At 55.0% G+C, this 24,234-nt stretch carries 21 protein-coding genes; 4 read left to right on the top strand and 17 right to left on the bottom strand.

The features are described 5' to 3' along the window. Positions 1 to 311: 311 nt before the first annotated feature. The 4 genes from FKN99_RS01100 to yrfG all read right to left on the bottom strand — a co-directional run bounded on the left by FKN99_RS01100 (position 312) and on the right by yrfG (position 4,218). A complete protein-coding gene (locus FKN99_RS01100) occupies positions 312 to 1,868 on the bottom strand; it encodes a phosphoenolpyruvate carboxykinase (protein ID WP_172116170.1) in 1,557 nt (518 codons plus the stop codon). Between the two features lie 314 nt (positions 1,869 to 2,182). Next, positions 2,183 to 3,058, bottom strand: coding sequence for an Hsp33 family molecular chaperone HslO (gene hslO / locus FKN99_RS01095; protein WP_172116169.1), 876 nt, complete (start codon positions 3,056 to 3,058; stop codon positions 2,183 to 2,185). 93 nt (positions 3,059 to 3,151) lie between these two features. After that, positions 3,152 to 3,541, bottom strand: coding sequence for a ribosome-associated heat shock protein Hsp15 (hslR, locus tag FKN99_RS01090; RefSeq protein WP_172116168.1), 390 nt, complete (start codon positions 3,539 to 3,541; stop codon positions 3,152 to 3,154). A 14-nt stretch (positions 3,542 to 3,555) separates the two neighbouring features. Then, positions 3,556 to 4,218, bottom strand: a complete 663-nt coding sequence (gene yrfG / locus FKN99_RS01085) for a GMP/IMP nucleotidase (protein ID WP_172116167.1) — start codon at positions 4,216 to 4,218, stop codon at positions 3,556 to 3,558. 71 nt (positions 4,219 to 4,289) lie between these two features. Between yrfG and nudE the strand changes: the two genes are divergently transcribed. Beyond that, a complete protein-coding gene (gene nudE / locus FKN99_RS01080) occupies positions 4,290 to 4,889 on the top strand; it encodes an ADP compounds hydrolase NudE (protein ID WP_172116166.1) in 600 nt (199 codons plus the stop codon). Between the two features lie 924 nt (positions 4,890 to 5,813). On the opposite strand, the gene FKN99_RS01075 is transcribed toward nudE, so the two are convergent. The 4 genes from FKN99_RS01075 to FKN99_RS17830 form a co-directional block, all read right to left on the bottom strand. Continuing rightward, positions 5,814 to 6,869: an oxidoreductase gene (locus FKN99_RS01075; protein ID WP_172116165.1), complete on the bottom strand. Its 1,056-nt coding sequence runs from the start codon at positions 6,867 to 6,869 to the stop codon at positions 5,814 to 5,816. An 18-nt stretch (positions 6,870 to 6,887) separates the two neighbouring features. After that, positions 6,888 to 8,732 carry a dihydroxy-acid dehydratase gene (ilvD, locus tag FKN99_RS01070; RefSeq protein ID WP_172116164.1) on the bottom strand — a complete coding sequence of 615 codons (1,845 nt, stop codon included), beginning with the start codon at positions 8,730 to 8,732 and terminating at the stop codon, positions 6,888 to 6,890. Between the two features lie 199 nt (positions 8,733 to 8,931). Beyond that, complete coding sequence (locus tag FKN99_RS01065) at positions 8,932 to 9,867, bottom strand: methyl-accepting chemotaxis protein (protein WP_406565412.1); 936 nt, start codon at positions 9,865 to 9,867, stop codon at positions 8,932 to 8,934. 150 nt (positions 9,868 to 10,017) lie between these two features. Continuing rightward, complete coding sequence (locus FKN99_RS17830) at positions 10,018 to 11,208, bottom strand: RNA-guided endonuclease InsQ/TnpB family protein (RefSeq protein WP_253926937.1); 1,191 nt, start codon at positions 11,206 to 11,208, stop codon at positions 10,018 to 10,020. On the opposite strand from FKN99_RS17830, the gene tnpA reads away from it, so the two are divergent. Beyond that, entirely contained in the window at positions 11,101 to 11,517 is a 417-nt protein-coding gene (gene tnpA, locus FKN99_RS01055; protein ID WP_172116163.1) for an IS200/IS605 family transposase, read from the top strand. The two genes, FKN99_RS17830 and tnpA, sit on opposite strands and share 108 nt — an antisense overlap. A 122-nt stretch (positions 11,518 to 11,639) precedes the next feature. On the opposite strand, the gene lon is transcribed toward tnpA, so the two are convergent. From lon to nrdR, 9 genes are all read right to left on the bottom strand, one after another. After that, positions 11,640 to 14,102, bottom strand: a complete 2,463-nt coding sequence (lon, locus tag FKN99_RS01050; RefSeq protein ID WP_172116162.1) for an endopeptidase La — start codon at positions 14,100 to 14,102, stop codon at positions 11,640 to 11,642. 93 nt (positions 14,103 to 14,195) lie between these two features. Then, entirely contained in the window at positions 14,196 to 15,452 is a 1,257-nt protein-coding gene (locus tag FKN99_RS01045) for a DUF945 family protein (protein ID WP_172116161.1), read from the bottom strand. A gap of 66 nt (positions 15,453 to 15,518) precedes the next feature. Then, positions 15,519 to 15,992 carry a phosphatidylglycerophosphatase A family protein gene (locus FKN99_RS01040; protein ID WP_087105686.1) on the bottom strand — a complete coding sequence of 158 codons (474 nt, stop codon included), beginning with the start codon at positions 15,990 to 15,992 and terminating at the stop codon, positions 15,519 to 15,521. Continuing rightward, positions 15,989 to 16,966 carry a thiamine-phosphate kinase gene (thiL, locus tag FKN99_RS01035; protein ID WP_172116160.1) on the bottom strand — a complete coding sequence of 326 codons (978 nt, stop codon included), beginning with the start codon at positions 16,964 to 16,966 and terminating at the stop codon, positions 15,989 to 15,991. Before thiL ends, FKN99_RS01040 begins: the two co-directional genes overlap by 4 nt. Before the next feature lie 36 nt (positions 16,967 to 17,002). Further along, positions 17,003 to 17,506: a transcription antitermination factor NusB gene (gene nusB, locus FKN99_RS01030; protein ID WP_087105682.1), complete on the bottom strand. Its 504-nt coding sequence runs from the start codon at positions 17,504 to 17,506 to the stop codon at positions 17,003 to 17,005. Further along, positions 17,503 to 17,991 (bottom strand): 6,7-dimethyl-8-ribityllumazine synthase, encoded by a 489-nt coding sequence (gene ribH, locus FKN99_RS01025; protein ID WP_087105680.1) that lies wholly within the window; start codon positions 17,989 to 17,991, stop codon positions 17,503 to 17,505. The genes nusB and ribH overlap by 4 nt, the downstream gene beginning before the upstream one ends. 4 nt (positions 17,992 to 17,995) lie before the next feature. After that, on the bottom strand, positions 17,996 to 19,162 hold the full coding sequence (gene ribBA, locus FKN99_RS01020) for a bifunctional 3,4-dihydroxy-2-butanone-4-phosphate synthase/GTP cyclohydrolase II (protein ID WP_172116159.1): 1,167 nt from the start codon (positions 19,160 to 19,162) through the stop codon (positions 17,996 to 17,998). A gap of 196 nt (positions 19,163 to 19,358) precedes the next feature. Beyond that, positions 19,359 to 20,519: a bifunctional diaminohydroxyphosphoribosylaminopyrimidine deaminase/5-amino-6-(5-phosphoribosylamino)uracil reductase RibD gene (gene ribD, locus FKN99_RS01015; protein WP_172116158.1), complete on the bottom strand. Its 1,161-nt coding sequence runs from the start codon at positions 20,517 to 20,519 to the stop codon at positions 19,359 to 19,361. Continuing rightward, entirely contained in the window at positions 20,519 to 21,007 is a 489-nt protein-coding gene (gene nrdR, locus FKN99_RS01010; protein WP_172116157.1) for a transcriptional regulator NrdR, read from the bottom strand. The genes ribD and nrdR overlap by 1 nt, the downstream gene beginning before the upstream one ends. 427 nt (positions 21,008 to 21,434) lie before the next feature. Between nrdR and dsbG the strand changes: the two genes are divergently transcribed. Further along, positions 21,435 to 22,259, top strand: a complete 825-nt coding sequence (dsbG, locus tag FKN99_RS01005; protein WP_172116156.1) for a thiol:disulfide interchange protein DsbG — start codon at positions 21,435 to 21,437, stop codon at positions 22,257 to 22,259. 177 nt (positions 22,260 to 22,436) lie between these two features. Then, entirely contained in the window at positions 22,437 to 24,047 is a 1,611-nt protein-coding gene (locus FKN99_RS01000) for a methyl-accepting chemotaxis protein (protein WP_172116155.1), read from the top strand. Positions 24,048 to 24,234 lie beyond the last annotated feature (187 nt).

The raw sequence follows: 24,234 nt of genomic DNA, 5'->3' as shown, positions 1-24,234 counted from the left end.
CTGATAAAACACTGCCGTTTAAAAACCCATAGAGGCAATTATCGCCGTACGCTGTCTCCCTGCGCGGTATTTCTCTTTACGTTACTACCTCTAGAGACCATCAACGGCATACTTAACCTTAATCATGATTAAGGTTATGTCAACAATACACACTAATGAGTACCCAATGTACAGCGATACCGATAACACAATTGCAGTATTCAGGCATTGTTCAGCAAAGGCTTGCCCTTTACCCGCCGTTCATCAACGCAGAAAGCCGCCTCAAAATGAGGCGGCTTTCTGGAAGACGTGCCTTTGTACCCTACTCAATATCAACCCAACTGCGGGCCTGCCTTGAGGATCGCTTCGCTCACCCCTTCAAACTTCTTGAAGTTATCCACGAACTTAGTCGCCAGCTCTTGCAGGTGCTGATCGTAGGCAGCGCGGTCTTGCCAAGTATCGCGTGGGTCAAGCAGGCTGGAATCAACGCCTGGCACGGCGACCGGCACGTCAAGGTTCAAGCCTTCGATATGGCGCGTTTCTACATCGCGCAACACGCCTGACTGAATCGCACTGATGATGGAACGCGTCGTCGGGATAGAGAAGCGTGAGCCACCTTCACCGTAAGCGCCGCCCGTCCAACCGGTATTGACCAGGTATACCTGAGCATCTTTCTTATCAACACGTTTGATCAGAAGATCCGCGTACTCACGCGCCGGGCGCGGGAAGAACGGCGCACCAAAGCAGGTAGAGAACGTAGCGGCCAGGCCTTCTGAGGAGCCCATTTCGGTAGAGCCAACTTTAGCGGTGTAACCGGAAAGGAAGTGGTACGCCGCGGCTTCTTTTGAAAGCACCGACACCGGCGGCAATACGCCTGACATATCGCAGGTCAAAAAGACGATAGCATTGGGCTCGCCCGCCAGGTTTTCCGGCACGCGCTTTTCAACATGCTCAAGCGGATACGCGGCACGCGAGTTCTGCGTTAGGCTGTCGTCGGCGTAGTCAGGCTCGTGGCGGTCATTGAGCACCACGTTTTCAAGCACGGTGCCGAACTTGATGGCATTCCAAATAACCGGCTCGTTTTTCTCGGAAAGGTCGATACATTTGGCGTAGCAACCACCTTCCATGTTGAAGACGATACCGTCACCCCAGGCGTGCTCGTCATCACCGATCAGGTAACGTGCCGGATCAGCGGAAAGCGTGGTTTTACCCGTACCAGAAAGACCGAAGAACAGGCAGGTTTCGCCATCTTCACCCACGTTGGCCGAGCAGTGCATCGGCAGCACGTCAGACGCTGGCAGCAGGAAGTTCTGTACCGAGAACATGGCTTTTTTCATTTCGCCTGCGTAGCGCATACCGGCGATCAGCACTTTTTTCTCGGCGAAATTGATAATTACGCAGCCGTCAGAGTTGGTGCCATCACGGCTCGGCTCACACTCAAAATTTGCCGCGTTGAGAATGACCCACTCATCTTTACCCGCCGAGTTGTAAGCGCTCGGACGTACAAACATGGTGCGGCCGAAAAGATTCTGCCAAGCGGTTTCAGTGGTCGCGCGAACCGGCAGATAGTGGGTGGAATCACTGCCCACGTGCAGCTCAGATACAAAATACTCACGACGGCTTAGATACTCTTCAACCCGCGCCCACAGAGCGTCGAATTTAGCGGCATCAAACGGGCGGTTGACGCTGCCCCAATCAATACTGTCACGCGTTGACGGTTCATCGACAATGAAGCGGTCAGCTGGCGAACGCCCCGTGCGTACGCCAGTATTGATGGCCAGAGCGCCATCTGCCGACAGGCGGCCTTCACCACGGGCCACGGCGCGCTCGATTAATTCGGCGCTGCTAAGATTCACGTGGGCTTGGGGAGCGGCTTGAGTCGTGGTCATTTTGATTCCTGGGCCTTGCGGCCATTCTCTCGTTACCGGGCGCTGTTAACGCCACCAAAAAAAGGTCGTCCCAACAACATTACATTGCGCTGGGTGTGCTGAAGTCAGGCGCATTATTGCAAAAAGAAAGCCCCCGGGAAACGGGGGCTTTGAGCAAACATTTTGTAGTTAAACTACTACAAACACACAATATTTCTTATTGCAGCGCAGTAAGCTTTTAACTATTTTTAGGGTGAAATCGCTACAACCGTTGTCGCTACTGCCCTTTTGCGAGCACACCCCGTTAACCAGCGCCTTGATAAACGACTACATAATCAGTGAATAACCGGCGATGGTGCATCCGGGTTCTCCAATAATGTCTCAACATCAGCCGCAGTGTAGTGATATTTCGTGTGACAGAAGTGGCATTGCGTATCAACAGCGCCTTTTTCACGCACAATATCGCGCAGTTCAGCAGCGCCTAACGTGATCAATCCTCCCGCCATTCGCTCCCGCGAACAGGTACAGCCAAAGCGCAGGGCTTTAGGATCAAAGACCCGAACCGTCTCTTCATGATAAAGGCGATAAAGCACTTCGCGCTGCTCTAACCCCAAAAGTTCCTCAGGCTTGATCGTATCGGCCAACGCGACGCTGCGCTCCCACGCATCGACATCCTGATTTTGCGAGGCATCAGGCAAACGCTGCAGCAGCAAGCCACCGGCACGCTCGCCGTCTGCCGCTAACCACAAGCGAGTAGGCAACTGTTCGGATTTGCCAAAATAGGCTTCCAGACAGCCACTGAGCGTTTCGTGATCCAGCGCGACAATGCCCTGGTAGCGCTTGCCTTCACGCGGGTCGAGCGTAATGACAATTTGACCTTCTCCGACCAATTCACGAAAGTCTGCTCGCTCGCTGGGCAAGTGGCTGTCTTGTGCCACACGCGCAATCGCACGTAGCTCGCCGCCGGGGTTGGACTCCGCCATTAGCAGCGACAGCACGCCCTGGCCACGCACTTCAATACTCAAGGTGCCGTCCAACTTAATGGTATCGGTTAGTAGCGCGACAGCGGCCAGCAGTTCACCCAACAGTTCATTGACGGCGGGCGGATACGCGTGGCGCGTGAGCACTTCGTGGTAGGCAGTGGCTAGCGTTACGATTTCGCCACGTACGTTGGTTTGGTCAAACATAAACCGCTGAATTTGATCAGACATAACAAGGTCCTGCAGTAAAAGGGTACTTAAAGTGGGCGCTTGGCGGGCTAACCTGCCTTAACGGTGAAGGCAGCCCTAGGCAGGAAACGTCGGCTACTCGCCGGGCTGACGCTGAAAGCGCTGTATATCGCGGCGCTGCTTTTTATCAGGCCGTTTGAGGGGGTGCTGCATGGCTTGATTAGTAAGCCTGCGGGCTTCGGTCTCACGGGCGCGGCGCTCGACACTTTCGGTGGTCTCTGCATAGAGTTTTCGGGCTTCAGGCGCACCGCGACGCTGGTCAGAAAGCTCTATTACTTCGACCTCGTAAATATCCCACCCCTGAGGCACGCGGATAAGCGCCCCCAGCTCGACATTTTTACTGGTTTTGACACGCGCACCGTCATAATGCACCTTGCCACCTTCAATGGCTTTTTTAGCGAGCGCGCGGGTTTTAAAAAACCGCGCAGCCCATAACCACTTATCCAAGCGAACGGTGTCGCTCATTAACGCTCTCCTTGCTACCCAGGTACGTTTTCTGGCAGCAGTTGGGCAAATCGATCCAGAGCAATAAACTCCTGCAGCTCTTTTTCTGGGCGCTGGCTGTCTGGCTGTTTAATACCCAGCAAATGCCGGATGCCAAATTCGCGGGCGCTTTCCAGCACGCGGGAGTTATCGTCTATAAACAGGGTACGGGCCGGGTCAAAGGGTTCGATGTCTTGCAGTGCAAACCAAAATGCCTGCTCCTCTTTCGCTGCCCCTACATCTTCAGAGGAGATGATGGCATCCAGGTAGTTTTCCAACCCTGTTAACGGCAATTTAAGCGATAGGCTGGCTCTATCAGCGTTGGTGGCCAATATCACTCGGGGATGGGCCTGCTTTAGCCACGCTAAGAAGTCGAGTGCATCGCTACGTAGACCAATTAAATGTTGCACTTCCCGCTTGAGCGCAACGACGTCGACATTCAGCTCTCGGCTCCAGTACGCCAGGCTGTACCAGTTTAGCGTGCCCTGTTCGCCCATAATGCGCTGCTGGAGTGCATTTTGAGATGCTTCATCAAGCTGATGAAGCTCTCTATAACGGCGCGGGAGATGCTCCAACCAGAAGTGGCTGTCAAAGTGTAGGTCCAGCAGCGTACCGTCCATATCCAACAGCACGGTATCAATTTCGCGCCAATCAATCATTGCCGCTCCAGTCTAAAAGAGTAAGCGTGCTATTGTAGCCTAACCCTTATTTAGCAGCCATGGAGGCCCTTATGTCAGCATCTGATTCTCCCGCCGGCTACCTGCGCAAGCCGCAGATACTGGCCCGTGAGAGCGTAGCCAAAAGCCGCTTGTTTCATATTGAGTCGCTGGATTTACGCTTCTCGAACGGCGAGGAGCGCCAGTTTGAGCGTTTAACCGGCGCCGACCGTGGTGCGGTAATGATTGTGGCCATGCCTGACCCTGACCATGTGTTGCTGATACGCGAGTATGCGGCAGGTTTTGAAGACTACGTATTAACGCTTCCCAAAGGGTTGGTGGACCCGGGCGAGGATGTTATTACCGCGGCTAACCGTGAATTGATGGAAGAGTGCGGCTTTGGTGCTCACTGCATCGAGCCTTTAGTTGAGCTTTCACTGGCCCCCAACTATATGCGCCATCGCATGCAGGTATTAATCGCGACCGACCTGTATGCCAAACGGCTGCCGGGCGATGAGCCAGAGCCGCTTATTGTCGAGACCCACCCCATCGAAGAGCTGCCTGCCCTTTTGCTACGCGACGATTTTCATGAAGCCCGTGCCATAGCAGCCCTGTATATCGCCCGCGATAAATTACGTGACGAGAAGCGCCAAGACGCTGCTGATTTGTTGTGAGGTAATGTCGGCCCCGCCTTTCAACGCGGCCCCGCTTTTCGAATCCAGCGAGAATCGTAGCGCGTGGTAACGTTTTGCGAGGAACGAGCAAATAAGGCACCCGCGAGTGGCGGCGCAAGCCGCCTTGGCTGTGCCACCCAACCCCGGCAACGCTTCGCGTTGCTCTCGCGGGTGCGCTGGCGCTTACCACGCGCTACGAATTTGCACTATTTTCGGATCCAGCAAGAATCGTAGCGCGTGGTAACGTTTTGCGAGGAACGAGCAAATAAGGCACCCGCGAGTGGCGGCGCAAGCCGCCTTGGCTGTGCCTCCGTGTTTATGTCTATGCTATTGCGCTGCGCCACCCAACCCCGGCAGCGCTGCGCGCTGCTCCCGCGGGTGCGCTGGCGCTTACCACGCGCTACGAATTTGCGCTATGTTCGAATCCAGCAAGAATCGTAGCGCGTGGTAACGTTTTGCGAGAAACGAGCAAATAAGGCACCCGCGAGTGGCGGCGCAAGCCGCCTTGGCTTGTGCCACCGTGTTTATGTCTATGCTATTGCACCCCGCCACCCAATCCCGGCAACGCTTCGCGTTGCTCTCGCGGGTGCGCTGCGCTTACCACGCGCTACGAATTTGCGCTATTTTCGGATCCAACGAGAATCGTAGCGCGTGGTAACGTTTTGCGAGGAACGAGCAAATAAGGCACCCGCGGGTGGCGGCGCAAGCCGCCTTGGCGTTGTCGCCGTGCCTGTATCCATGCTTTGTAACGCGCTACCTGGCAACGCTTCGCGTTGCTCCCGCGGGTGCGCTGGCGCTTACCACGCGCTACAAATTTGCGCTATTTTCGGATCTAGCGAGAATCGTCGTTGCGCGTGGTAACGTTTTGCGAGGAACGAGCAAATAAGGCACCCGCGTGAAGAGGGTGCCGATCTTCGTGTTGGGTTAAAAGTGGGGTTTAAGCGCTATCCAGCGGCGTTGGCGGTAGCTATCCTGCCCTGCTTCCAAAAGCGTCATCGAGCGTAGCGCGGCTTCGATATCTACCGGTAGCGCAGCACGGCCTTGAAGAGCCTCGACGATTCCTTGGTAATAGGCCAGGTAGTTACCCGGCTGAGTAGGACGCTCATGGCTTGTCAGTGATGCCTTTTCACCCTGCCCTTCGCGCAGCGTCAACGTGCCTGGGGTATCTTCTCCCCAATTAACAGCAGGCACTTCCCCTGCCTTCAGGCGATCTTCTTGAGGGTCCAGACCGTATTTTACATAGCTGCCTTGCGTGCCATGTATCCGAAAACGTGGTGTCGCTTCGGCCACTAGCGCACTGGCGCTTAACTGAACACGCCGGTCATCGTAGGCCAGTAGCGCGAGAAAATCGTCATCGGCTTGCGCGCCATCGCGGCGTGTGCCCAGCTCCAGCAAAATGGCGTTGGGCATCCCAAACAACTCACATGCCTGATCCAGCAGATGTGGCCCCAGGTCAAACCAGAGACCGCCACCCGCCGTGGCTTTCTCGCGCCAGCGGTCGCGTACTTCTGGTTTGAACCTATCAAAGCGCGATTCGAAACCGGTCACACGTCCTAGCGTGCCTGTCTCAAGCAAAGCCTTAACCGTTAAAAAATCGCTATCCCAACGGCGATTATGAAACACCGAGATCAAACGCTCTTTCACCACGGCCAGCGATTTTAACTGCTTGGCTTCTGACAGCGTCACGGTAAACGGTTTATCCACCACCACGTGCTTGCCCGCAGAAAGTGCCATTTTGGCAAGCTGAAAGTGGGTATCGTTGGGGGTAGGAATCACAATAAGGTCAATATCGTAACGCTGGCATAATGCCCGCGCCTCGTTCTCGACCTCTACATCAGGCAAATCCGCCTGCACCTTAGCGGCGTCGCTTGAGGACACCGCGACCAAATCCAGGCCTTCCGTGGCCTGAATGAGCGGTACATGAAACGTTTTACTCGCGAACCCATAACCTACCAGGCCCACATTGATCGTTGCTTTCATAATGCTCCTTGCGAACGTTTAATCGAGCTTGGAAAGATCGCGCACCGCTCCTTTGTCAGCGGACGTCGCTAACAGTGCATAGGCCTTTAGCGCAGGCGTCACTTTGCGGGGGCGCTGCTCGACCGGTTTCCAGGCCTCTTTTCCTTTAGCATCCATCGCTTCGCGACGAGCGGTAAGCTCAGCATCGGAAAGCTTGACGTTAATCGTGCGGTTGGGGATATCAATGATGATGGTATCGCCCTGTTCCACCAGGCCGATTGCGCCCCCCGCTGCCGCTTCAGGCGATACGTGACCGATGGACAAGCCGGATGTACCCCCCGAGAAGCGACCATCGGTCAGTAGCGCGCAGGCCTTGCCCAGCCCTTTGGATTTAAGGTATGAGGTTGGATAAAGCATTTCCTGCATGCCGGGACCGCCTTTAGGGCCTTCGTAGCGGATTACCACGACATCGCCCTCTTTTACCTTGCCATCCAGTACGTTGGCGACCGCCTGATCTTGGGACTCCACCACATGAGCCGTGCCTTCAAACAGCAGGATCGAGTCATCGACGCCGGCGGTTTTGACCACACAGCCGTCCAGCGCGATGTTGCCGTAAAGCACGGCCAAGCCGCCCTGGGTTGAGAATGCGTGCTCCAGGTTACGGATACAGCCAGTCGCTCGGTCGCCGTCCAGGCTCGGCCAGCGCGTGCTTTGCGAGAAGGCCGTCTGGGTGGGCACGCCGCCTGGGCCTGCTTTAAAGAACTCAACCACTTCCGGGCTGGGTGAGCGCATGATGTCCCACTCGTCCAGCGCGATTTTGAGACTATCACCGTAAACCGTGGGCACCGAGGTATCCAGCACGCCCGCGCGATCAAGCTCACCCAAAATCGCCATGATGCCACCCGCCCGGTGCACATCTTCAATGTGGTACTTTTGGGTATTGGGCGCCACTTTACACAGTTGAGGCACTTCACGGGAAAGCTGATCGATATCCGACATGGTGAAGTCGACTTCCGCTTCTTGCGCGGCCGCCAGCAGGTGCAAAATGGTATTGGTGGAACCGCCCATGGCGATATCGAGGGTCATCGCGTTACGAAAAGCGGCTTTCGAGCCAATCGCGCGAGGCAGCAGGTGCGCCTCGTCACCTTCGTAGTAACGCTTGGCCAGCTCAACAATCTTGTGGCCGGCGTTTTCAAACAGACGACGACGGTCCGAGTGCGTTGCCAGCACAGTGCCGTTACCCGGCAGCGCCAGGCCGAGCGCTTCGGTCAGGCAGTTCATTGAGTTGGCGGTAAACATGCCTGAGCAGCTGCCGCAAGTGGGGCAAGCGCTACGCTCAACTTCGGCCAGCATTTCATCATCCACGCTGTCGTCAGCCGCCATTACCATGGCGTCTACCAAATCCAGGCCATGATTTAACAGCTTGGTTTTGCCGGCCTCCATCGGCCCGCCTGAGACAAAGACGACCGGAATATTCAGGCGCATGGCAGCCATCAACATGCCAGGGGTGATCTTGTCGCAGTTGGAGATACAGACCAACGCATCGGCACAGTGCGCGTTACACATGTACTCAACGCTGTCGGCGATAATGTCGCGGCTGGGCAGCGAGTACAGCATGCCGTCGTGGCCCATCGCAATGCCGTCATCGACGGCAATAGTGTTGAATTCCTTGGCTACGCCACCGGCTTTCTCAATTTCACGCGCAACCAGTTGGCCCATATCTTTCAGGTGGACGTGACCGGGGACAAATTGGGTAAAGGAGTTGGCGACCGCGATAATAGGTTTGTGAAAATCGTCATCTTTCATACCCGTGGCGCGCCATAAAGCGCGGGCGCCAGCCATATTGCGGCCAGCGGTGGTCGTACGGGAGCGATACTCAGGCATAGTGTCCTCTACATCTTTTTTTTTGGCCCGCTGCCAACTCGGCGGTGGGCAGGTGAATCCAGCGCCCATGATTGTGGCATGAGCGCTGCCCACAGCGCCAGATGTAGTGTCCGACGAGATTAATCCGCTGACGCGTTTCTAAAATGCCACCCTGGAGGGTGGCATCTATCAGGTACGGGCGTGTTGAGGCGTTAGACGCTTAAAACTCTTCCCACTGGTCGTGCTGAGGCTGGGCGGCGAGTTTACCAAGTGCGGCATTACTGGCGGCAGGCAGTTGCCTGGTTGTTTTCTGCTGAGCCTTATGCGTAAACGAAAGCTTATCGCGGGCAGCCTTGGCACTCTCTTCTTGAAAGCCTTTTAAGCGGAACGCATCGACCACGTTGGCCAGCTCAAAGGCCTCTAGCGCCAAATTGTCAGCTGACGCCGCGATTGACTGCACTTTTGATGCATTTTGCTGTGTCACATGGTCCATTTCAGCGACGGCTGAATTAATTTGTCCGATACCGCTGCTCTGCTCATTAGAGGCTGCACTAATGGATTCCATTAACACGCTGACACGGTTTACCTGCTGCATCACATTTTCAATGGCGCGCTCTGCCTGCTCTACAGCACTCCGCCCGCCGCTGACCTCTTGAGTAGTACTGTCGATCATTTTGCGAATTTCCTGGGAAGCCGTCGCGCTCCGCCCCGCTAGATTACGCACTTCGCTGGCGACAACGGCAAAGCCACGGCCATGATCGCCCGCGCGGGCAGCCTCGACGGAGGCATTGAGCGCCAGTATGTTGGTCTGAAAAGCAATGCCATCAATCACGCTGATCATTTCGGTCATTTTTTCTGCGCTTTGAGCAATGCGCTGCATACGCTCAACCAGGGCTTCCATCTGTTTGCCGGTATCGCGTGTACTGTCGGCATTTTGCATGGCAAGCTCGGTTGCCTGGCGCGCGTTTTCAGTATTCTGCTGCACGGTAGAGGTCATCTCTTCCATGCTGGCAGCGGTTTGCTGAAGCGATGATGCTTGCTGCTCGGTACGTGATGAAAGCTCTTCGTTTTCAGCAGCAATCTGCCTAACGGCCGGGGTCACGATCGACACTCGGCTATCCAGATCAGTGACGATACTGGCCAAACTAAAGCGCATGGTATCCAGTGAGTAGAGCAGCTCCCCGAGCTCATCGTGGCTAGTTTGCTTGTTGCTGGCCGCCAGGTTCCCTGCCGCAATCTGAAAGGTCAGGTGGCGCGCACCCGCTAAGCCGTTGAGTACATTGCGTAGATTGACGTCCTCCCCGCCCTAAAGGACGGGGATTCCAACTTCTTGAGGGCAACGTCCTGCCCCGAGGCTGAGGATATTCCGGGCCGCATTCACGTCCCGGTCGTGGAGTACACCACACTCCACGCACTCCCAGACCCTTACTCGCAACCCGTTGACGCCCTGCGGCCCGCTAAGCGAGCCGCACGACGAACAGGCGCGGGTGGTGTTGGTTTCGCGAACGACCTTGAAGACGATGCCTGCGTGAGCGCATTTATATTCCAGCATCGTTTTCAGTTGTGACCAGCCAGCGTCGTAGACGCTTTTGGCCATCTTGGTCTTCGCGAGCTTGGTTGAGGAAACATCGCCCACGACGATTTCGCCGTACTGGTTGACGAGTTTCCGGGAAAACTTGTGCTGCGCGTCTTGGCGACGGTTCTTGATCTTGGCGTGAATAGCCTTTACCCGCCGCTTGTTACGCGCACGTTGGGCTGTCGCCAACTGGTCTTCCATGCGGCGGTAGAAGCGGCTATTTTCCAGCCTTCCTCCATCGCTACAGGTGGCCACATCCTTGAGCCCAAGGTCGATGCCAACGGCGCCCTGCCCAAGCGTTGGCTGCACGTCCACCTCGACCGCAACATTGAAATACCACCGGCCCCGGCTATCTTCGTTGAAACTGCCGGCACGGAACTTGTATGTCGACAGGCCGTAGCTATCCCACACCTTGAAGTAGGTGCCGTTGTGAAATACCTGCCCGTTCTTCCACTTGGCCGCGCCGGTATTGACCGGAATCCAGCCAAGTGAGCGGCGTACACCGCCGGACTTGCGCCAATTCAGGCGGGGCTTTTTGAACTGCTTGCGGCGGGCAACGTATTCAGCAGCAATGCATTGCAGCGTTTGGCTGTGCAGGCCGAGGTCCTTGCCAGCACCCTTGGTATAGGGATGCATGTCGTAGGCAGACAGAAACAGACCTTTCTCCCGAATGGCTCGAGAAGACAGTTCGTTGAGGTAGTTCCAAACAAAATTCACGCTGCGGGCCATGCGGTTAAGCTCGGCGGCGTGTTTGTCCTTCACTCGAACCTTGAGGGTCTTGGTCTGCTTCATGGCTTCGAATATACTTGGTCTATGGAAACCAAACAAGCTATCAGAACAGGAAGAAACTGCGTTTTTAAACTCCATGCCCATTTGGTCTTTGTCACCAAGTATCGGGGCAAGGTGTTCACCGGCGCGCATCTCAACTCCCTCGAATTGCTTTTCGACCGAGTGTGTCGGGACTTCGAGGCGGAGCTACAGGAGTTCAACGGTGAAACCGATCACGTCCATTTGCTTGTCAACTTTCCACCCAAAGTGGCGGTATCCAAGCTGGTGAATAGTTTGAAGGGGGTATCCAGCCGGCGGATGAAGTTACTACACCCTGAACTGGTGCAGCCCGCCTACCGGAAGAACTCGCTGTGGAGTCCAAGCTACTTTGCGGGAAGTGTCGGAGGCGCCCCCCTGAGCATGGTCAAACAGTATATTGAGCAACAATCGAGGCCGGACTAGGGACGCTCTCGCGCCCCTCGCTATCCATCCTCGCACTAGAAGTACGAGGTTTTTCGCGATGTTCGATAAGAAAATATGTTTTAAATCATCTACCCTCGCTCAGCCCTTCCCTGGCGTATGTTTCAATTCTTAAAGACAACGTTAGCCACGTCTTTATAGCGGTTAGCGAAGTGTACCGTCATACCTTTCTTAAGATAATCAGGGAGCTCTTCGTAATCGCGGCGGTTGGCCTCGGGCAGTATCACCTCAAATATGTCGCTACGCCGGGCTGCAATCACTTTTTCACGAATGCCGCCAACAGGAAGCACTTGACCGGTCAGGGTTAGCTCTCCCGTCATTGCCAGTGGCCGCGTAATGGGTTGATGCTTGGCAAGCGAGAGTAGTGCGGTGGTCATGGTGACACCCGCCGAAGGGCCATCCTTGGGCGTTGCGCCCTCGGGCACGTGCAGGTGAACAAACGCTGAATCAAAGAAGTCAGCATCTGCACCATACTCCTGCAGATGGCCCAGGGTGTAGCTGTAGGCAATGTTGGCAGACTCTTTCATGACATCGCCAAGCTTACCGGTTAGCTTGAACCCCCGGTCCAGCGCATGAACTTTACCCGCTTCAATGGGCAAGGTTGCCCCGCCCATTGATGTCCAGGCAAGCCCTGTCACCACGCCTTCGCCTTTGAGGGCTTTTTCCTTACGGAAAAGAGGCGCTCCCAAAAACTCCTCCAGATTGTTGACCGAAATCTTGACGGTTTCGATCTCCTCTTCCAGGAGCTTAACCGCCGCTTTACGTACAATACGGTGAAGCTGCTTTTCGAGTTGCCGAACGCCGGCCTCACGGGCATAGCCTTCAATAACCTGCTTTAACGCCGCCTCGGTTAAGTTGATGCGCTTTTTAGGCATGTTATTGCGCTTAAGAAGCTTCGGCCACAGGTGGTGCTTGGCAATCGCCTGCTTCTCTTCCGCGATATAGCCTGAAAGGCGGATTTGCTCCATGCGGTCCAAAAGCGGGCCGGGGATTGAGTCCAGCGTGTTGGCCGTGCAGATAAACAGCACCTTGGAAAGGTCCATCCGGACATCCAGATAGTGGTCCAGGAAGTCGACATTCTGCTCAGGGTCTAATACCTCAAGCAGCGCTGAGGCAGGGTCCCCCTGGAACGATTGCCCCAGCTTGTCGATTTCATCCAGCATAATCACCGGGTTCTCGACTTCGACTTCTTTAAATGCCTGCACTAGCTTACCGGGCATGGCGCCCACGTAGGTACGTCGATGGCCTTTAATCTCGGCCTCATCGCGCATTCCGCCGACAGAAAAACGATAAAACTCGCGGCCCAGCGCCTCTGCAATAGAGCGGCCAATAGACGTCTTACCGACCCCTGGCGGGCCTACCAGCAGTACAATGGAACCGCCTACATCGCCTTTAAATGTGCCTTCCGCGAGGAACTCGACAATACGTTCTTTCACGTCCTGCAAACCATCGTGATCGCGGTTTAACACTTCACGCGCATGGCTTAGGTCAAGCTTATCCTGGCTGGTGACCCCCCAGGGCAATGACGTTAGCCAATCCAGGTAGTTGCGGGTCGTACCGTACTCGGGTGACCCGGTTTCCAGCACGCTTAGCTTATTCAGCTCATCATCGATACGGCTCTGGACACGCTCGGGAACGACCAGCGACTCCAAACGGCCTTTAAAGGTATCAACGTCGTTTTCGCGGTCATCCTTGGAAATACCCAGCTCACGCTGAATGACCTTTAACTGCTCGCGCAGGAAGAATTCACGCTGCCGATCCTGCATTTGCGCATTAACCTGCTCACTGATCTCGCTTTGCAGTTGCGCGACTTCAATTTCCTTACGCAGCAGTGGCAGCACCTTGTGCATCCGCTCTTCTACCGGCAACGTATTCAGCACATCCTGAAGCTCAGGGCCTTTGGCTGACGTAATCGCGGCGGCAAAATCGGTAAGGGGGCCTGGCTGATGAGGGCTAAAGCGGTTCAGATAGTGCTTTAACTCTTCGCCATACAGCGGATTAATCGGCAGCAACTCTTTGATGCCGTTAATAATCGCCATGGCATACGCACGCGTCTCCTCGTTTTCCGCATCAACAGGCTCTTTGGGATAGGTAACTTCAACGAGATACGGCGGCTCTTTAGACAACCAGCGTTTGATTTGAAAACGCTGCACGCCTTGGGCAATAAACTGAATCTGCTGGTCCTCGCCCTTTAGTTTATGCACTTTAACGGCGGTGCCAATCTCGGGAAAATCGTCATGACCTAACGACTCCACACCGCCCTCACCCACAAAGGCAACGCCCAATGTTTTATGGGGCGTATTACCTACACGACGCATGGTCTCTTCCCAGCGTTCACGGTTAATGACCAGTGGCTGAACCTGGGCGGGGAAAAAAGGGCGGTTATGAATGGGCAGTAAATAAATACGTTCAGGCAGCATATCACTGGCAGGAACAAGCGAATTTGTCCGCTCGCCATCGGAGCGATGATGCTCTTCACCTGTATGTTCAGTCTCAGCAGATGACGGGACATCTTCTCCCAGCCAGCCGAGATTGTCGTCATCGCGGTCGTAATCCTGGTCGCTCATATACCCTCCGGTAAACAGTGACTAGCGGATATACCGCTTAGCATTGCTCATGGAATGCGGGCAACCGGCTTAAACTTCAACCCCTGGAGCCGCCTATTGCGACCAGAGGTCCGGCATGGGACGACCATTCACACGCCAATTCCCGCGTATAACGTCAAACTGCAGCTCACGGGTTCCTAACGGCAAGCCCAGCCATAAGGCGGCCACCGTCGGTGCATCATGCCAAATAAAATCGCCATCAAGGCGCTCAAGCCAACGGGCACGTTCTTCCTGCTTATCAAGCAAGGTGACATTGAGCTGATCCAGCTTTCGAGCATCGAAAAAGAGAGCGCCATCGGCGTCAACACGAATTCCCAACAGCGGGCTATCCACGTCCACAGTGAGAACATCCAATCGCGGAGAGTCACTCAATATTTTCAGTAGGTCAGGTTCAAGCCGGGATAGCAGCCCTTCGGCCATCGGCAAGCTGGCATCTCCCCAAGCCGCTTCCTGGCGCAGCCGACGAATAGCCTGACGTATCGCATCAGCGTTAAGGCGTGATAGTTCCATGACAATATGCCCATTAAGCAGCGCCGTATCGGGTGCCTCCGTAGGCACCATAACGTCGCCCATAATGAGTTCTCCGGTGAGGCGCAACTCACTTTCATCCAGCACCATGTAGCTGTGTATATCCAGCGGTGCCAGTTTTACGTCATACGCTGGGTAGTGAAGTGACAAGGCCTCAATATGCAGATGGTCGCGTTGAGCGAAGTGGTGGGCATCTTCGATATAGGTGTAACGGCTTTCAAGCAGCAGCGGCCCCAGGGTTAACTGTGCCGCGCCATCGGTTAACGCCAACTGGTCCAGGCGAACGCGTAATCGCCAATCGCCAAACACGCCCTCCAACCGCAGTCGCCCCCCACGGACCTCAAGCTCCCGCCCGCTTTGCTGAATGATAAACGGCGCCAGCGTCAGCTGTAGCTCACTATGCCCTGTAAGCGTGTGGTAACGGCCTTTCCAACGTGGTGCGGAGGCGGCGGTTACCTCCCCTACCGCACGCTGTAATGCCGTATCCAACCGGGGCAAAAAAGTACCTTCGACGTCCGTGCTTAAAATACCGTGACGTGCACGGTAAGTAAGCTCCAATTGCCAGGGGCGTCCCAGCAGGGGGGAAAGCAGAAGGCGCCCCTGAGAACTTAACCATCCCCGACTGCTCTCAACACGAGACACTCGCCACTCGCCCCGTGCCTCCAGGTCTTCCAGCGCTTGGCGGAGGCTACGCTCAAATAGCACGCTGGATAGCAGCTGCCCCGCCATCCAAACAATGGCTAGTGCGGCCACAATAGGGACAATTAAGCGTTCCTTGCGCATGCCATCTCCTTGAGCAACCGCACGAATAGGAAGTAAGTGCTGCCCAGTGTCACCTGCGGTTGCGTTTTAGTGCAACCAATACCATAAGTGCATGGTGCTCCAGGCATAGATCCCGGCCATGACATCATCAATCATGATACCAAAGCCACCAGCCACTCGTCGGTCAGCCCAGCGGATAGGCCAAGGCTTAAACACATCAAAAATGCGAAAAACAATAAAGCCCCACAGCGCCGCCTCCCAGGAGAAGGGAACGGCAGCCATGGTGATCCAGTAGCCGACAAACTCATCCCAAACAATGCCGGAATGATCATGTACCCCTAAATCGTGCGATGTTTTATCACAGAGCCAAACGCCAACCACAAAGGCCACGAACACGATGCCCAAATACCAACCCAAGGGCAGTTCCGCCATAATCCAGTAGAAAGGAATAGCGGCCAGCGTGCCAAAGGTGCCTGGCGCCCAGGGCACCGTTCCACTGCCTAAACCAAACGCAAAAAAATGCGTTGGGCGACGCCACACACTTGGTGGTGCACGGTTCATGGCGCCCCCTCATGAAAATGCTGCCAGCCAGTATCCAGGTTAGGTGCAATCCCTTTTACACCCAACGTGTCGCTGCATTGGCCAATAACGGTTAAGGGTAGCCCCAGCTTGCCAAGCGCACGCTGCGCGCTGGCAACGTTCTCAGCAGGCAGAGTAACCAACAGTTCATAATCATCCCCCCCCGAGAGCGCAGCGTTGCAGGCAGCGTCACGGCCAAGGGTACTTTCCAGCGCCTCAGCCAGCGGCAGCGATGCCATATCAAGCGCCGCCCCAACGCCTGATGCCTTGCGTAGATGACCAAGGTCCGCCAGCAGCCCGTCAGAAATATCAATAGCGGCGTTGGCTAGCCCTCGAAGCGCAACGCCTGCGGCCAAACGTGGCTCAGGCAGGAGATAACGACGTAGCAGGGGATGCTGAAGATCACGCTCGCCACGTTGCCAAAGGGCTAGCCCACCCGCCCCGCCGCCCAAGGCGCCGGTCACGGCGATCATATCGCCAGGCGTTGCCCCAGAGCGGGTCAAGGCATGCCCCGTAGGCGCCTCTCCCATCACGGTAACGCCAATCGTAAGCGCACCTGAGGTAACATCGCCACCGGCCAAGGTGGTGGCATGACGCTGACAAAGCGTATGAAACCCCTTGGCGAACGCTTCAAGCCAGGCATGAATCGCTTGATCATTGGCAAAGGTACGCTGATCAAGCGTGAGCGCCATAAAACACCAGCGAGGGTCTGCCCCCATGGCCGCCAAATCGCTTAATGCGACGGCGAGCGAACGATGCCCTACCGCAAAGGCGGGCGCATCCTGCGGGAAGTGAACATCAACGACAGAGGTATCAACGCTCACCGCTAGCTGATGACCCGCTTTAGGCACTAACAGTGCGGCGTCGTCGCCACCACCCAGTGCGACACCATCTGCCGGGAGTGGCGCTTGCGACGGCATCAGATAACGGCGAATCAAATCAAATTCAGCAAGCACAAAGGCCCCTTAACCACAGTACCAGACGGCGCGCCGTTACAGGCGGCGGGCGCTGACCTCGGCACTTCGCAAGCGGTTAGCCAGCTTGTCGAGAATACCATTTACGTATTTATGGCCGTCGGTTGCGCCAAAGGATTTGGCCAGTTCAACGCCTTCGTTAATCACCACGCGATACGGCACTTCCATACGGCGAGAAAGCTCATAGGCGCCCAAGCGTAGAATAGCCAGTTCGACGGCATCCAGGTCTTCCAGACGGCGATCCAGCAACGGTGATATTTCGCGATCCAGCTCGGTCTTATAGCGTGCCGTATTGTGCAAAAGCTCATGAAAGAGTGCCTTGTCGGCAATCTCCATTACCTTAACCCAATTTTCATGATCTTCCAGATCGTCATCGGCGACCTGGCTGCGGAACTCGGCTTCAACGGCGGTGATTGATTTACCCGTCATCTGCCACTGGTAAAGACCCTGGACGGTAAGCTCACGGGCAGCATGGCGGCTCTGCTGGGCAGCAGAGGCCTTACGCTCACGGCGCTCGCTCATTGTGACTCTCCTAGCGGTAACGCACGCAGCAATGAGACCATCTCCATCGCGGCCATTGCAGCTTCCGTTCCTTTATTACCCGCTTTGGTACCCGCACGCTCAATTGCCTGCTCGATGGACTCAACGGTTAAAACGCCATTGGCAACCGGTGTATCAAACTCCAGCTGCAAATGGTTGATAGCCGTATTACAGCCGCCCGCCACGTACTCAAAGTGCGGCGTACCGCCACGAATAACCGCGCCCAGCGCAATCACTGCATCAGGTTTCATGACCTTCAGAACACGCTTCACAGCGAGCGGCAATTCCCAGGCGCCCGGCACGTGAACAAGGTGAATGTTTTCGGCGTCTACGCCATGACGCGTCAAACTATCAATCGCGCCTTCTACAAGGCTATCAACCACATGGTGATTGAACCGGCCAACCACAATAACGTAGCGACCATCGACGTCGACAAACGTGCCTTCTACTTGAGAGAGGGATTGCATCAATTTATTCCTGCTGAGAAATTGGCTCACACGTGATGTCATCAGGCCCCACAAGCTCGACCACTTCAAGGTCGAAGCCCGAGAGCGCTGAAAATTTCCACGGTGAGCTTAGTAGCCGCATCTTACCTACCCCTAGATGGCGTAGAATTTGCGAGCCAGTACCAATCGTTAAATAGTTGCCTGTGCCATCAGATTCACTGGTGCGCGGGGTGCGCACACGATCTAAAAACACATCCAACTGGTCTTTCAAATCCTGATGTGGGCGGCCGTCATCAATAAGCACCAGCACACCGGCGGAAGAACTCGCGACCTCTTCCAGGGCACGATGGGCATTCCAGCGCCCCTGATCATCTTTCGCCAAACCAAGCACGTCACGCAACGTATCGGCTAAATGAACGCGTACGGTAGTGGTCTGCTCAGGCGTCGGCTGCCCTTTCACCAGCGCCAAATGATGCGCGCCTTGAATACGATCACGAAAAACATGCAACGCCAGCTCGCCCTGGGACGTCATTACCGTTGATGTTTCAACATGGTCAACGGTTTGCTCATGAATAATACGGTAATGAATCAAGTCGGCAATGGTACCGATTTTGATACCATGCTGCAGGGCAAACGCCTCAAGCTCCGGGCGGCGCGCCATACTGCCATCATCGTTCATCACTTCACAAATCACGCCGCTGGGATCACAGCCCGCCAGCGCCGCCAGATCACAGGCCGCCTCGGTATGACCTGCACGACGCAACACTCCGCCGGGTTCAGCCATTAACGGAAAAATGTGCCCCGGCTGAACAAGGTCGGTCGGTTTGGCATAAGGCGCACAGGCCGCTTGAACCGTTCGCGCACGGTCTGCCGCAGAAATACCCGTGGTCACGCCTTGGGTTGCTTCAATAGAGAGCGTGAACTTGGTACCAAACCCTGAGCCATTGTCGCGTACCATCAATGGCAGGTTAAGCTGCTCGCACCGGTCACGCGTCATCGGCATACAAATCAGGCCACGGGCAAACCGCGCCATAAAGTTGATATGCTCGGCCTGAACTTTTTCGGCCGCCATGATGATATCGCCTTCATTTTCGCGACCCTCATCATCCATAAGGATCACCATCTTGCCTTGGCGGATATCGTCTATCAGTTCAGCAATAGAGGCCAAGCCCCCCGAGGAAGAGTGCGCCATGGAAGCTCCTAAATATGAGTTCGCAGAGTATGCGATGCTGCGCAACACTTGGGCTGCGCACTACGTAACCATCGTGACACCACGTTGATGACAAATAAGCGGGCAACCATCAATGACCGATAGCGACCCACTGAATTGTGACACGATTAATTGCGACGATTAATTGCGACAGAGTACCTTGCTATCGCCGCCTGCGCTAGTCGGGCTCTGGAGAGGCAATAATACGCCAATCTCGCCCTATCGCTCGTATATCATGAATGGTTAAACGCCGCTGATCCGCCATTTGTGAGAGCCCAGGTAGCGCAAAGAGCGGCTTTGCCTCACCACCCAATAAAGTAGGCGCCACAAAAAGCTGCAGCTCATCCACCAACCTGGCATCCAGCAGCGCCCCAGCTAACGTGGCGCCAGTCTCCACCAGCAGTTCGTTGACCTGTTCGTTTTCAGCCAGCCAACCAAGCAATTCGCCCAGCGGAAGACGCCCATCGCTCCCCGCCTCAAACACATGCACCTCTGCGCCAGCCACCGTTAACTTGGCGCGTTTTTCTGACGAGTGTGCGGGCGTGGTCATTATCAAGGTACGGCCAGGCTCACTTAAACAGGCCGCCGCTAAAGGCAGGCGCAAACGCGTATCCACAATAACGCGCAGCGGCTGACGTAACGCCACGATATCAGCATGCTCTACTTGCAGTTGATCAGCCCGCAACGTCAACCGTGAATCATCCATAATAATCGAGTCAACGCCACTCAAAATAGCGCTCGAACGCGCACGTAGGCGCTGAACATGGCTGCGCGCTTCAGGACCCGTTATCCACTGCGATTCACCCGACCCCATCGCCGTACGCCCATCCAGGCTCATGGCCATTTTTAGACGCACAAAGGGCCGCTTATGCTGCATACGAGCGATAAAACCAGGATTTAACGCCCGTGCATCTTGCTCTAACAAGCCGATTTGCACGTCGATACCGGCCGCCTTTAGTAGCTCAACTCCTTGCCCACTGACTTGCGGATTAGGGTCGACCATGGCGACCACAACACGTGCCACCTGGGCATTTTTAAGCGCCAACGCACATGGCCCTGTCCGCCCTGTATGAAAACAGGGCTCTAACGTGACGTAAGCCGTTGCCCCTTTGGCCTTGTCACCCGCGGCATTGAGCGCATGAACTTCCGCATGCGGCTCGCCCGCCCGCACATGAAACCCCTCCCCCACAATATGCCCGGGCTGGCCAGGCGGCTGCTGTACAATGACGCAGCCTACGCGCGGATTAGGGTCAGTGGTATAAAGCCCTTGCCTGGCTAATTGCAAGGCACGCGCCATATAGCGGTGGTCAGCGTCGCTAAACGCGGCAACGGTACTCATTACGTATCTTCCTTATCACGCTCCGATGGCAAAGAGGGCTCTTGGGAGAGACGATCAATTTCAGCGCGAAACTCGTCTATGTCCTGGAACTTACGATAGACCGAGGCAAACCGGATATACGCCACTTGATCCAGGTTGCTTAATGCCTGCATCACGGACTCACCAATATCACGCGCATTGATTTCACGATCGCCTCGGGCGCGCAGAGTTTGGCGAATACGCTCAACTGCCGCTTCAATAGCTTCAGCGCTGACCGGGCGCTTCTCTAAGGCGCGTAACATTCCGGCGCGTAGTTTTACTTCATTAAAGCTTTCGCGCGAGCCATCCGACTTTACAACTCTTGGCATCAAAAACTCTGCCGTTTCATAGGTAGTAAAGCGCTCCTGGCAACTGGCACACTGTCGGCGCCGACGCACCTGATCACCCTCCGCTACCAAACGCGAATCAGTCACTCGAGTATCATTAGCACCACAAAAAGGGCAATGCATAGCGGTCAACCTGTTGTCAGTCCGTGCTGTAAGCCGCACGAGTAAGCATGTTATAACCTGTTATCACTCACTGTTTTTCAAGACTGTTCTCAAACGCGTTTTCATCCATCAATCGACCCAAACGTTATGTCTGCAGCGTTTAAGCGCGGACCATGATGCAATAACAGCAGTGTCTAGCCCGTCATTGTAACGATTTGACACACACGCTGCATTGGTTCAATACATGGGATTAATGAATCCAGAAAACACAATGCATTGTATGCGCTACCGGCATCAACATGGCCACTTTTTCGTAGCGCGGCGTCTCTGTTTCAAGTGCTATGCCCCAATTCCAACAAACACCCCTCCGAGGTGTTTGTGTATGCTTCGGTGACAGGCTCTGATAGGTTAGCGTCACTTATTATGCTCCTTACGCAAGGATGTTGTGATGCCGCTTACCCTCCGTACGCTTAACGTCTCTTTTAAAAAACGCAATGCTTTTAAAACCTCCACAGCCCTCAGCGGCTTGCTACTGTTCGCAGGCTTCAACATCAGCCACGCTAACGCGCTGCCTGCACCGGTGCAGGCATTGGCCGACCAGGGCTGGGAAATTCACGGCCAGTTTGACGCGCCAGGTGGGCTAAGCGGTTTTGGTGCGAGCGCCCAAGGCCAGGAAATAGCCATTTATTTAACACCAGATGGCGAGCACGCGATTGTCGGCACGCTAACGGATCACCAGGGCGAGAACCTGACGGAAGCCCAGTTGGACCAGCATGTCCGCGCAGTGTTGGAAGCCGAAACATGGCAACTACTCGAAGATAGCCACTGGATACAGGATGGCAGCACCGAAGCCCCCAGGGTGATATACACCTTCACTGATGCCAACTGCCCCTACTGTCAGGCATTTTGGAAGAAAACCCGCCCGTGGGTGGAGGCTGGCGAGGTACAGTTACGCCATATCATGGTGGGCATTTTAGCGCCTGATAGCCCTGCCAAAGCCGCCACGCTGCTGGCGGCTGATGACCCAAGTGCAGCCCTCAAGCGTCATGAAGAGGGGGAAGCAATAACAGCCAGCGCACAGCCCCGTGATATTGAAGAGCAGGTGTACACGAATAACCAGCTGTTTGACGCATTAGGACTTTACGCAACGCCCACCAGCGCTTTTCAGCGTGAAGTAGCCAGTGGCGTTGTGCGCATTGACCGCATTCAAGGAATGCCGGAGGAAGCACAGCTGCTCGAGCTGATGGGTAGCCCGGCGCCAGAAACACAATAACGCATTAATTTTTCTTAACAAAAATAGCTAAGGTACTGTTTTAAAAATGCCTGCACCGCAGGCATTTCGTTTTTGCCTCCCTCTTGAAAAATTAAACGGCCTTTCTCTTAAACACATCGCCAATTCGGCCGATATACAAGCTTCAATCATTATTTGAAAGGCTATGACAAGAACACCATGACACGATTAACCACGAATCAAAAACTCTGGAGCATCCTGGGAATTATTTGCCTCGCCATGCTAACGCTGGTTGGCTGGCTAACCTGGGAGACTCGTCAAACCATTGAGCAGGAACGTCGTAACACTATTCAAAGCGTCGTAGAAAGCCTTCACTCACAGCTAGATGCCCTTCAAGGCAAGGTAGCCAGCGGCGAGCTCACACTCGCCGAAGCGCAGCAACGTGGCATTGACAGCCTGGCAAACGCTAGCTTCGCTGAAGGCGAGTATATCTTTGCCTTTGATGATCAACTAAAGATCGTATCACATCCAAATCGCCCGCTTGGCGAGGATATGAGCAGTTTTCAAGACACACAAGGCATGTATTTGTACGCTGCGTTTCTTGAAGCCGCACGCTCAGGGGGTGGGCACGTTGATTACTTTTCGCGCCGGCTTTCGGGTGACGAACAGTTCCCTAAAATCAGTTATTTTGCCTATATTCCTGAATGGAACTGGGCTTTTGGCGCGGGTGTATATGTAGATGACATTAATGCAGCCTTTGTTAGCAGTATCATTCGCTCCCTGATTGCGCTGCTAATTATTGGCATTCCTGTCACGGTACTGATGGGCTGGGTGATTCGTGATGTTTCTCGCCGCCTGGGCGGGGACCCGCGCTACGCGGCAACGGTGGTGCGTTATATTGCGGATGGCGACCTTACCCGTAGTACCCAGCTTTCCAGCCATGACCAAGCGAGCCTGCTTTATAATATTAATCGTATGCGGGAGTCATTGGCCGAAACAATTGGCAATATTCATCACGGTGCCGACCAGGTCAACAGTGGCGTTGAGCAAATTGTGGGCGTTAACGAAGAGCTTTCAACCCGCACCGAACAGCAGGCGGCCTCCCTTGCCGAAACAGCCTCCAGCATGGAAGAGCTCACCGCCACTGTAAAACAGAATGCTGACCATGCCGAGCATGCTCGCCAATTGGCCACGAACACGGCGAATAATGCCCAGCGCGGCAGCGACGCCATGGCCACGGTGGTCAGTACCATGGCCACGATTAACGAAAGCTCGGCAGAAATGAGCAGTATCGTGAACACCATTGATGCTATCGCGTTTCAGACCAATATCTTGGCACTGAATGCCTCGGTGGAAGCAGCACGCGCAGGTGAACAGGGCCGTGGCTTTGCAGTGGTCGCCAATGAGGTACGTCAGCTTGCCAGCCGTTCGGCATCGGCCGCTCAGGAAATCAAAAAGCTGATTGAAAACTCCGGCGCTAAAGTCGCCGAAGGCAGCCAGCAAGTCCGCAATACTGGTGACATTATCAATAGCGCGGTCACCGATATCCAACAGCTCAGTACGCTGGTACAGGAGATATCCGCCGCCACCAGTGAGCAGAGCAGCGGCATTGAGCAGGTCAACCTGGCCGTAACCCAGATGGACCAGATGACCCAACAAAACGCCGGGCTGGTGCAAGAGAGCAATCACGCGACCCAGATGCTTGCGCAGCTTAGTACCCAACTGCGCGAGCGTGTGTCTCACTTCCGAGTGGATCGCCAGTCGACCTTAACCCCTCTGCCATCACGCTCATCAACGTCACGCGTTACACACGACGATAGCGATTTTTAAACCAGGCTAGCAGCAGAAAAAACGCCCCCTTGGCTTTTTGGCCACGGGGGCGTTTTTGATTGTATGCCGCCGCCTTTTCAGCGCGCTTATTGCGAATTTTCAACACTCTTTTAACGAATTTTATTTAGCTCGCCTTAAGTAATAGAGCGTTAGGCCGATACAGTATAGTGTTCGTTACTTACTTAGC

The sequence above is a fragment of the Halomonas hibernica genome (genome assembly GCF_013183775.1).
Classification (GTDB): domain Bacteria; phylum Pseudomonadota; class Gammaproteobacteria; order Pseudomonadales; family Halomonadaceae; genus Vreelandella; species Vreelandella citrativorans.
The sequence above is the reverse complement of the archived record's forward strand: the minus strand, read 5'-3'. Positions and strand labels throughout refer to the sequence as shown.